Source organism: Kitasatospora sp. NPDC048662 (assembly GCF_055587065.1).
The window spans coordinates 1-8,357 of sequence record NZ_JBVJHA010000026.1; the positions used below are offsets into that span (position 1 = coordinate 1).

The window sequence follows — 8,357 nt, forward strand, 5'->3', positions numbered from 1 at the left end:
GCTAAGCCTCACAGCGCCGATGGTACTGCAGGGGGGACCCTGTGGGAGAGTAGGACGCCGCCGAACAATTCTTCTGGAGAAGCCCCCTGACGGGAAGTCAGGGGGCTTCTTCGCGTTTCCGGGGAATTTTGGTCCGAGCTGCCGGGGGCGAAATGGGTTCGGGGCGGGGTTACCGGGCGGGCGGCTGATTTTGGCGGTCGGGACCAGGGCTTCGACGTCGGTGACGGCGTCGGTGGTCTCAGACCCGCCGCATCCGGTAGACGCAGGTCCGGTAGGGCATGTCAACGCTGTCGCGGTCGGCCAGGGCCGGGTCGGTCGCGGCCAACTCGCCGATCTTCCGGTCCAAGCGGGCCTGCTCGGCGGCGTCGGCGGTCAGGTAGGAGGAGCGGGACCGCACCAGGTCGATCAGCCGGTTCGTTGGGACGGTCACGGTGTGTTCGATGAAGCCGCGTTCGGGTTCGGTGAACCAGGGCGCCACCGGGCCGTACTGCCAGGCATTTTCCAGGCCGTATCCCTCCTTGCCGACGATGGCGGAAAGCGCGGCCACCCACGGGGTCCGATCGTCGCGAATGTTCCACATCGCAGCGAAGACGCCGTCCTTGCGCAGCACCCGGTGGATCTGCGGCAGGGCGTCCTGCGGAGTGAACCAGTGGTATGCCTGCCCGACTACGACGGCGTCGACGGATTCGTCCGGCAACGGGATGTTCTCGGCGCTGCCGGCGAGGACCGGCGTGCCCGGGTGGCGTTCGGTGGCCACGGCGCGCATCTGCTCGTCGGGTTCGACTGCGATCACCTCGTGGCCGACGGCGCGCAACACACCGGTCAGTAGCCCGGTGCCCGCCCCCAGATCCAGGACGCGCAGCGGCTCGGAGCCGATGGCCCAGGCGGCCGCCCGCACCGGGTAGGTGGGCCGGATCGAGTCGTACAGGCGGGCAGCGGCACCAAAGGACAGCGCGGAGGTGGACATGCTGGTGAGCGTAGCCAGATCCGGGTCGTCAGTGCGGGCGAGGCGGCAGCCCAGGCACGCACCGGTGGCGGGGGCGGCCGGGGGAGTTGGCGGGGCCGGCGGTGGGAGTGGTGCCCCAGCTGGGCCGGCGGCGTGGTGGGGCGGGGTTGTCGGACCGGGGTCGTAGGCTCGCGCACGGAAGAACTGTGGTGCTGGGAAAGGGTGTTGACATGTTCCTTGGTCTTCGGACGGTGATCTACCCCGCGCCGGATCTCGCTGCCGCGAAGGCGTGGTGGACCTCGGTGCTGGGCATCGAGCCGTACTTCGACCAGCCGTTCTACGTCGGCTTCAACGTCGGGGGCTACGAGTTGGCGCTCGACCCGAACGGTGATCCGGCGGTCGGTCCGGTGACGTACTGGGGGGTCAGGGACGTTGAGGTGGCGCTGAAGTCGGTGGTGGCCGCGGGGGCGACGGTGCGGGATGCGGTGCAGGAGGTCGGCGGGGGGATCAGGGTGGTGTCGGTGGTCGAGCCGAGTGGGGCGGTGGTCGGCCTGATCGAGAACCCGCAGTTCGTGCTGCCCGAGGCGCTGCCGGGTGAGGGCGAGGGCCCGGGGCGCTGAATGGAGGGGGCGGGAGGGGTCCTGGCCGTGGTGGCCGGGGCCCCTTTGGTGTGTCAGGGAGGGTGGTGAGCATGGGCTTTCACGGGTACTGGGTGCTCGGGGTGGTTCCTGACAAGGTGGCGGCGCGGGTCGAACACTGGGCGCGGCGGCCGGAGACGGCGGCCGGGGAGCTGGTGTGGTGGCGGGAACGGCTCGCGGCGCGAACGGAGTGGTTGCGGAGGCTGCGGGGCGGCGGGGCGTGGCGTGGGGACGATGCGCTGACGCTGGCGGGGGTGTTCGACGGCTGGCGGGGCGGGAGCGCGGAGGGCGCGGACGAGCTGCGGTGGACGCTGCTGGGTCTCCTGGAGGGACGCACGGAAGAAGAGCGCTGCTCGATCGGCGCGGCGAGGGCGTACCCGTTCGACGCGTTGGCGTTCGCGCTGGGGCCGGAGGGGGTGGAGCGGATGCCGGGCTGGGGTGGGGAGTTTGCGCTCGACGCGGCCGGGGTGCGGGAGCAACGGCCGGTGGTGGAGCGGCTGTTGGCGGGAGCGGATGCCGGGCGGGCCGACGCGTGGCTGTCGGTGATGGGGAACGAGGACGGCGGCGGGACGGTCGCGGAGCTGTTCGCCGGGCCGGTGCGGGTGCTGCGGGCCGCCGAGCGATTGGGGGCCGGGGCGGTCGGGGTGGTGCTGGAGTTCTGAGGGGCGGGCGGGCCGGGTCAGCAGTTGCAGGAGCGGAAGAGTAGGACGCGGCCGGTGGTGTCGGTGAACTCGTGGCCGACGTAACGGTCGGGGAGGCTCCCGCGAAGGGCGGCGGGGGTGGCCGGCTGGGGGTCGGAGCCTCTGCGGTGCCGATGGACGTCGCGGGCCGGGGCCGAGACGTGTGCGTGCGGGGCATGGGGCGATGGTGGCGGGGCGGGACGGGCGGGGCCGGCGGGTTGTTCGGCGTGAGTGCGTGCTCGTCCAGGAGGGGTGGGGCAGATGGGCCGGCCGGTCATCTGCCCCGGAAGTTCGAACCGTCAGTAGGCGGCATTGGCGTGGTCGTTGAACCAGTCGGGCAGCTTCGGCCACCACTCGCCCGCGCCTGCGGTGAAGGTCATGCCGTCGCCCGACAGGTTCACCTGCTGGCCGGAGTAGGAGGCCCAGCTCCTGAGCGAGGAGACCTTGTGGTTGACCAGGACGGGGAAGACCGTCCAGGTGCCGATCTGGAACTCCCAGCAGTCGCCCGAGTAGTTGTAGTCGGTGAAGACCTGCCCGTACCCCGGCTGACCGTAGTGGGTGCAGTTGCCCGCCGCGTGGGCGCTGGGCGTGGCGGCGGCGCTCAGGGCTGCCGCGGTCGTGAGGGCGAGGAGGCCGGCCTTGAGGCGGGGCTTTCGGAACGTCAGGGGCATGTCGATCACCTTTCGGGTCGTGGGGTCCGATGAAAGTGATGATGTACCGTCACGGCGTCGACGGCCAGGGGTGTCCAGCCAGTGGGCCGATGGGCGGGCGGCGTTGGCCCGGTGCGGTCGGCGTCCGGCAATCAGGGGCGGCCGTCGGCGTCGGTGAACTCGCGGGCCAAGTGACGGGTGTGGCGGGGGAGTCCGGCCGGGGGGTCAGTGGCCGTTCGGCGGTTCCGCGCACCCGTTCAGGAGGGCGGCGAAGGCGGTGCCGGCGGGGTCGGTGGGGTCGTCGGGGTCGAAAGGGGCGTCGGTGTAGGCCGGGAAGGTGTGCAGGACGGTGGCCCGGTCGGGGGAGGCGATCGCGTAGTACTCGGCGAGGTGGGAGAGGTGCCGCCCTCCGTCCAGGAGGTGGGCGCGCAGGAGGAGTTGGCCGCAGGCGGTGCAGGTGATCCAGGGCACCAGGACGGGTTCGGCGGGGTTGTCGTCGCCGGGTTCGTAGGGCGGGTCGGTCAGGGCGACCGGGGCGGGGCGGCCGTCTCCGGGGCAGCGGAGGAGGTCGGGGGTGAGGGCCTCGCGTTCGCCCCAGATTTCGGCGAGGACGGAGAGCTGGGCCCGGACGGTTTCACTGATCGGCACCTGGTGGGTGAGGAGGCCGGAGACGAGGACGCGGAGGCCGGCTTCCTGTTCTCCGATCTGCCAGCAGTCGGCGACGTCTTCGGCGTCCGGCTCGGGGAGGAGGGCGGCGAAGCGGTTCCAGGTGTCGATGTCGTTGTTCATCCGGCTGACGGTAGCGCGCCGTCAAGGGGTGGTGGCGTGGTGGTCGTTGTGGACGAGGAGGCGGGCGAGGTGGGCGGCGGTGGTGGTGATGGGAAGCCAGGTGGGGGACCGGAGGTGGTCGGTGGGGGTGGGGTCGGGCGGGAGCGCGGCGAGGTGGTGGCGGAGGGCGGTGCCGAGGTCGGCGGTGAGGGCGGCTTCTTCGGAGGTGCGCAGGGTGTGGCCGAGCCAGGGGACGGGGGCGGTGGCGTCGCAGGCGTCGGTGAGGAGGGCGGCCAGGTGCGGGGCGGGGTCGAAGTCGGCGTCCTGGAGGCCGGGGGCGGCCAGGGTGAGGACCGCGGTCACCAGTTGGCGCCGTAGTGCGGGGAGGGTGAGGCCGCGGTCGGTCACCGGGGGAGCGTACCGGCTGAGGTGGAGCGGTCAGGCGTGGGCGGCGAGTTGGGGGTCGATGGGGGCGTCGGTGAGGCGGTTGGCGAAGGTGGAGAGCGTGTAGGCGCCGATGCCGAGGACGATCTCCAGGGCGTTGCGCCGGGTGAAGCCGTGGGCGAGGAAGGCGGCGAGCTCGGGTTCGGGGACGGCGCCGGTGTGGTCGAGGGCGGAGTGCACGAAGCGTCGGACGGCTTCCAGGCGGGGGTCCGGGAGGGGCTGCTGGGCGCGGAGGGCGGCGATCAGGGCGGGGTCGGCGTCGAGGTGGGTGAGTTTGGCGGTGTGCATGGCGACGCAGAGGTGGCAGCCGTTGCGGGTGGCGATGGTCAGGACGACGGTTTCGCGGACCAGCGGATCGAGCTCGGTGGCGTCGAAGAGGGCGGTCAACTTGAGGAAGCCGTCGAGGAGTTGGGGGGAGTGGGCGAGGCGGGCGGCGGCGCTGGGGAGGTAGCCGAGCTTGCGGGTGATCTGTTCCAGGGGGCGGCGGGCGGTCGGCGGGGCGGTCTCGGGGGTGAGGTCGGGGAAGTGCTGGGCGGTGCTGGGCATGGCGGTCCCTTTCGGGCGGCGGGAGGCGTGCCGGGGTGGCCGGGGGCGTGCCTCGGCTGCGCGTCCTAGAATGGACAACGTGGTTGACCAAAACGTAAACCAGGTTGTCGATCAGCGCAACGGCTTCGAGCTTCCGCTGCTGCTGTTCGCCGGATTCCGCACGATCATCGACGAGTTGCACGCCGAACTCGCCCGCCAGGGCCACCCCGAGGCGCGGCCCGCGCACGGTTTCGCGTTGCAGGCGATCGGGTTGGAGGGGGCGTCGGCGAGCGAGGTCGGGCGTCGGCTGGGGGTGTCGAAGCAGGCCGCCGGGAAGACGGTGGACCGGCTGGAGGCGCTCGGCTATGCGGAGCGGGCGGAGGATCCGGGTGACGCGCGGCGCAAGGTGGTGCGGCTGACCCCGCGCGGGCTGGACATGCTGGCCCGGTCGGCGGAGGTGTTCGAGCAGATCCGCGGGCGCTGGGCGGCGGCGCTCGGCGAGCAGCGGCTGCGCGAACTGGAGGACGGCCTGGCCCGGTTGGCCGGCCCGTCCGGCTTCCGGCTGGACGCGGCGGGCTGGTTCGGCGGCTGACGGGGCGTCGCGGGAGGCGCGGCTGACGGGGCGCGGCGGGAGTGCGGTGCGGCCCGCGCACGGGTTCGCGTTGCAGGCGATCGGGTTGGAGGGGGCGTCGGCGAGCGAGGTCGGGCGTCGGCTGGGGGTGTCGAAGCAGGCCGCCGGGAAGACGGTGGACCGGCTGGAGGCGCTCGACTGTGCGGAGCGGGCGGAGGATCCGGGCGACGCGTGGCGCAAGGTGGTGCGGCTGACCCCGCGCGGGCTGGACATGCTGGCCCGGTCGGCGGAGATGTTCGAGCAGAGCAGATCTGCGGGCGGTGGGCGGCGCTCGGCGAGCAGCGCCGCAGGGGCACGTTGCGGCCTGCGGGAACACCTCCAGTGTTCCAGTGGGAGGGGCGGCCTGTCGCCGGTCTTCGGAATGATCTTCGGGCCGATCCGCCCGCCCAGAATGGTGGTGGTCGGCGCCACCGAGGGCGCCGGGGAGCGAGGGAGAGTGGAATGACCCCCGAAGTGGCCGCGCTGGCAGCCGAGTTGACCGCGATGGGGGCCGCCGACCGGGCGGCCGCGCCGCTGGCGAACAGTGCGGACCCGGCCGAGCGGTTGGCGTGGCGGCGCTCGACCGCGCGGCACGCGGACCGGCTGGCCGAGCTGCTGGACGCGCACGGCTGGCCGGTCGCGGCGGAGGTCGGCGCGGAGGCGGCGCAGGCCGCATGGCTGATCGCCCAGCACGCCGACCGGCAACTGGACGTGCAGCGGCGGGCGTTGCTGCTGATGGAGCAGGCGGTGGCCGAAGGTGCGGCGGAGGTGCGGGAGTTGGCGTTCCTGCGGGACCGGGTGCTGGTGAACGAGGGGCGGGAGCAGGTCTACGGCACCCAGATCGCCGGGGTGCGCGACGGGGCGCCGGTGCCGTGGCCGTGCGAGGACCCGGCGCGGCTGGACGAGCGGCGGGCCGAGGTCGGCATCCCGCCGTTCGACGAGTACGTCGCGCAGTTCGCCTGAGCGGTGAGCCCCAACGCCCAACGCCCCACCGCCCACGCCGCCCGATCGCCCGTTGGACCGGGCGGCGGGCAGCGGGCGGTGGGGCGGGACGGGTCAGCGGGCGGTGCGGGCGGCGCGGCGTTCGGCCTCCGCCTCGTCCTCGGCCTCGGCCTGCTCGGGGGTGGGGGCGGTGCCGCCGAGGTGGGCGGGCATCCACCAGGCGTCGTCGGGGCCGGTGGGCTTGACCGGGTAGTCGCGCTGGGCGCGGTCGAGCATCTCCGACATGGCGGCGCGCAGACGCCGGGTGACCATGACGGGCCGGTCGGCCTCGGTGAGGTGGATCGGCTCGCCGATCATGATGGTGACGGGGACGTGGCGCTTGGTCAGGGTCTTCGGGCGGCCCTTGGTCCACAGCTGCTGGGTGCCCCAGAGGATGACGGGCAGCAGCGGGGTGCCGGAGTCGGCGGCCATCCGGGCGGCGCCGGTCTTGAACTTCTTCAGCATGAACGAGCGGCTGATGGTGGCCTCGGGGAAGACGCCGACCACCTCGCCCTCGCGCAGCGCCTTGACCGCGGCCTCGTACGCCGGCTGACCGTCGGTGCGGTCCACGGGGATGTGCTTCATGCCGCGCATCAGCGGGCCGGAGATCTTGTGCCGGAACACGTCGTCCTTGGCCATGAAGCGGGTTTTGCGCCGGGCCACCCGGTAGGCGCCGAAGCCGGCGAAGATGAAGTCCAGGTAGCTGATGTGGTTGCTGACCAGGACGGCGCCGCCGGTGGCGGGTACGTGCTCGGCGCCGACGATGTTGATCCGCAGGTCCAGCGCCTTGAATGCGGTGAGCGCGGCGCGGATCACCGGCGGGTACACGAACTCTGCCACGGTCAGTCCTACTTCCCCGGGGCCTGTTGCCCGGTGCGGTGGATCCCGGGGCGTGGCAGGGCCGACGGGTCGCGGCACGCCGCGGCGGCCACGGGTGTTTCTCCCCGATGATCCCCCGAACGGGCACGGTCTGTCACGCCCGCGCACCGCATGGCCCGGACCTGCGGGTGCGGGCACGGTGCGGCCGGGGTGGAACGCCCAGTCGGGAGCCGGAGTTCGGGGTGGTGGCGGTCGGGCGGCGGCCCGTGCCCGGCAGGCAAATCCGGGCGAACCGGGGCAGCCGGGCGACCCCGGACCGGCGTGCGCGCCGGGGTGGAGCGGGAGGTGGACGTCGAACCCCCGCGCGGAGTGCCCGACCCCGGACCGGCGCGCGCGCCGGGGTGGAGCGGCAGGTGGACGTCGAACCCCCGCACGGAGCGTGCCCGACGCCGGGACGAGGCCGGGACGAGGGCGGTGACCTGGGCGGACTGTCCGGGCCCCGGGCGGCGTTTGTCACACTGGAGCGGTGATCGGACCGGTCGGTGCCCGCGGGCGCGGGCAGCGGTCGGCGAGGTGCGGGACGGGAGGCGGCGGATGCGCGGCGAGGGTGGTGCGGTGCGGTTGACCGGGGCGGAGCTCGGTGCCGTGCTGGGCGAGCGGGCGACGCTGGTGCAGTTCTCCACTTCTTTCTGTCAGCCCTGCCGGGCCACCCGCCGCACGCTCGCCGAGGTGGCGGGGATGGTCGAGGGGGTGGCGCACGTGGAGGTGGACGCCGAGTCGCAGCTGGAGCTGGTGCGCCGGCTGGAGATCCTGCGCACCCCGACCGTGCTGGTGCTGGACGCGGAGGGCCGGGTGGTGCGCCGGGCGGCAGGTCAGCCGCGCCGGGTGGACGTGATCGCGGCACTCGGTGAGGCCGTCTAGCGTTCAATCTCACAGGCGATCTGGTGCCAGGTCAGGTGGCAGCCGGGCCGCCCTGCGGCAGGATGGGCCAAGGCGGTGGCACGGGTGCCCGCCGGACCTGCGGCAGCGTAAGCTACTGGCGAGTAGTGACGGTTGGGCTACTCATGAGTATGCTGCCGGGGAGTTCCGGAGGGGCACCGGCGCGCGCCGCCCGGACCGCGGGCCCCGCGCGTGTGCCGAGACCGCTCGACATGCACGGATGCAGCCGCAGCCGCCGGATCGGACCAGTAACAGGAGAGCAGGCCGTGAGCTTGAGGATCGTTGTCTGTGTGAAGTACGTGCCCGACGCGACCGGTGATCGTCGCTTCGCGGACGATGCGACCACCGACCGGGAGG

Annotated in this window: 12 protein-coding genes, 1 rRNA gene and 1 pseudogene; 8 read left to right on the plus strand and 6 right to left on the minus strand. The window is 73.2% G+C overall.

All coding sequences use genetic code 11. From position 1 onward, the window contains the following. Positions 1-66 (plus strand): 5S ribosomal RNA (rrf, locus tag ACZ6R9_RS33565); the annotation flags it as partial. 172 nt (positions 67-238) lie between these two features. On the opposite strand, the gene ACZ6R9_RS33570 is transcribed toward rrf, so the two are convergent. Then, the gene (locus tag ACZ6R9_RS33570; protein WP_465542551.1) at positions 239-967 is read right to left on the minus strand and encodes a class I SAM-dependent methyltransferase; all 729 of its coding nucleotides are present in this window, start codon (positions 965-967) and stop codon (positions 239-241) included. A gap of 209 nt (positions 968-1,176) precedes the next feature. On the opposite strand from ACZ6R9_RS33570, the gene ACZ6R9_RS33575 reads away from it, so the two are divergent. Next, positions 1,177-1,566 carry a VOC family protein gene (locus tag ACZ6R9_RS33575; protein ID WP_465542552.1) on the plus strand — a complete coding sequence of 130 codons (390 nt, stop codon included), beginning with the start codon at positions 1,177-1,179 and terminating at the stop codon, positions 1,564-1,566. Between the two features lie 65 nt (positions 1,567-1,631). After that, positions 1,632-2,246, plus strand: a complete 615-nt coding sequence (locus ACZ6R9_RS33580; protein ID WP_465542553.1) for a hypothetical protein — start codon at positions 1,632-1,634, stop codon at positions 2,244-2,246. Between the two features lie 317 nt (positions 2,247-2,563). Here ACZ6R9_RS33580 and ACZ6R9_RS33585 read toward each other — a convergent pair whose 3' ends face one another. The 4 genes from ACZ6R9_RS33585 to ACZ6R9_RS33600 form a co-directional block, all read right to left on the minus strand. Beyond that, positions 2,564-2,935, minus strand: coding sequence for a hypothetical protein (locus tag ACZ6R9_RS33585; protein WP_380485112.1), 372 nt, complete (start codon positions 2,933-2,935; stop codon positions 2,564-2,566). 204 nt (positions 2,936-3,139) lie between these two features. After that, a complete protein-coding gene (locus ACZ6R9_RS33590) occupies positions 3,140-3,703 on the minus strand; it encodes a hypothetical protein (RefSeq protein ID WP_465542555.1) in 564 nt (187 codons plus the stop codon). A 21-nt stretch (positions 3,704-3,724) separates the two neighbouring features. Beyond that, positions 3,725-4,090, minus strand: coding sequence for an SCO4402 family protein (locus ACZ6R9_RS33595; protein ID WP_465542557.1), 366 nt, complete (start codon positions 4,088-4,090; stop codon positions 3,725-3,727). A gap of 30 nt (positions 4,091-4,120) precedes the next feature. After that, positions 4,121-4,672 carry a carboxymuconolactone decarboxylase family protein gene (locus tag ACZ6R9_RS33600; protein WP_465542558.1) on the minus strand — a complete coding sequence of 184 codons (552 nt, stop codon included), beginning with the start codon at positions 4,670-4,672 and terminating at the stop codon, positions 4,121-4,123. A 70-nt stretch (positions 4,673-4,742) separates the two neighbouring features. Between ACZ6R9_RS33600 and ACZ6R9_RS33605 the strand changes: the two genes are divergently transcribed. Genes ACZ6R9_RS33605 through ACZ6R9_RS33615 form a run of 3 tightly spaced genes read left to right on the plus strand, consistent with a single transcriptional unit; the run spans position 4,743 to position 6,224 of the window. Next, the gene (locus tag ACZ6R9_RS33605; RefSeq protein ID WP_465542560.1) at positions 4,743-5,243 is read left to right on the plus strand and encodes a MarR family winged helix-turn-helix transcriptional regulator; all 501 of its coding nucleotides are present in this window, start codon (positions 4,743-4,745) and stop codon (positions 5,241-5,243) included. Positions 5,244-5,289: 46 nt separating this feature from the next. Further along, entirely contained in the window at positions 5,290-5,727 is a 438-nt protein-coding gene (locus ACZ6R9_RS33610; protein WP_465542562.1) for a MarR family winged helix-turn-helix transcriptional regulator, read from the plus strand. Further along, positions 5,724-6,224 carry a DUF6624 domain-containing protein gene (locus tag ACZ6R9_RS33615; RefSeq protein WP_465542564.1) on the plus strand — a complete coding sequence of 167 codons (501 nt, stop codon included), beginning with the start codon at positions 5,724-5,726 and terminating at the stop codon, positions 6,222-6,224. The genes ACZ6R9_RS33610 and ACZ6R9_RS33615 overlap by 4 nt, the downstream gene beginning before the upstream one ends. A 93-nt stretch (positions 6,225-6,317) precedes the next feature. Here the strand turns inward: ACZ6R9_RS33615 and ACZ6R9_RS33620 are convergent, their stop codons facing one another. Continuing rightward, positions 6,318-7,082: a lysophospholipid acyltransferase family protein gene (locus ACZ6R9_RS33620; protein ID WP_380485100.1), complete on the minus strand. Its 765-nt coding sequence runs from the start codon at positions 7,080-7,082 to the stop codon at positions 6,318-6,320. A gap of 573 nt (positions 7,083-7,655) precedes the next feature. Between ACZ6R9_RS33620 and ACZ6R9_RS33625 the strand changes: the two genes are divergently transcribed. Together ACZ6R9_RS33625 and ACZ6R9_RS33630 are read left to right on the plus strand one after the other, a co-directional pair. Next, positions 7,656-7,982 carry a TlpA family protein disulfide reductase gene (locus ACZ6R9_RS33625; protein ID WP_465542566.1) on the plus strand — a complete coding sequence of 109 codons (327 nt, stop codon included), beginning with the start codon at positions 7,656-7,658 and terminating at the stop codon, positions 7,980-7,982. A gap of 284 nt (positions 7,983-8,266) precedes the next feature. Continuing rightward, positions 8,267-8,357, plus strand: a pseudogene (locus ACZ6R9_RS33630) (electron transfer flavoprotein subunit beta); the annotation flags it as partial.

Bases quoted from the DNA above. Each gene is read 5' to 3' on its own strand.
- ACZ6R9_RS33570 (WP_465542551.1), bottom strand. From the start codon at position 967: ATGTCCACCTCCGCGCTGTCCTTTGGTGCCGCTGCCCGCCTGTACGAC.
- ACZ6R9_RS33575 (WP_465542552.1), top strand. From the start codon at position 1,177: ATGTTCCTTGGTCTTCGGACGGTGATCTACCCCGCGCCGGATCTCGCT.
- ACZ6R9_RS33585 (WP_380485112.1), bottom strand. From the start codon at position 2,935: ATGCCCCTGACGTTCCGAAAGCCCCGCCTCAAGGCCGGCCTCCTCGCC.
- ACZ6R9_RS33590 (WP_465542555.1), bottom strand. From the start codon at position 3,703: ATGAACAACGACATCGACACCTGGAACCGCTTCGCCGCCCTCCTCCCC.
- ACZ6R9_RS33600 (WP_465542558.1), bottom strand. From the start codon at position 4,672: ATGCCCAGCACCGCCCAGCACTTCCCCGACCTCACCCCCGAGACCGCC.
- ACZ6R9_RS33605 (WP_465542560.1), top strand. From the start codon at position 4,743: ATGGACAACGTGGTTGACCAAAACGTAAACCAGGTTGTCGATCAGCGC.
- ACZ6R9_RS33615 (WP_465542564.1), top strand. From the start codon at position 5,724: ATGACCCCCGAAGTGGCCGCGCTGGCAGCCGAGTTGACCGCGATGGGG.
- ACZ6R9_RS33625 (WP_465542566.1), top strand. From the start codon at position 7,656: ATGCGCGGCGAGGGTGGTGCGGTGCGGTTGACCGGGGCGGAGCTCGGT.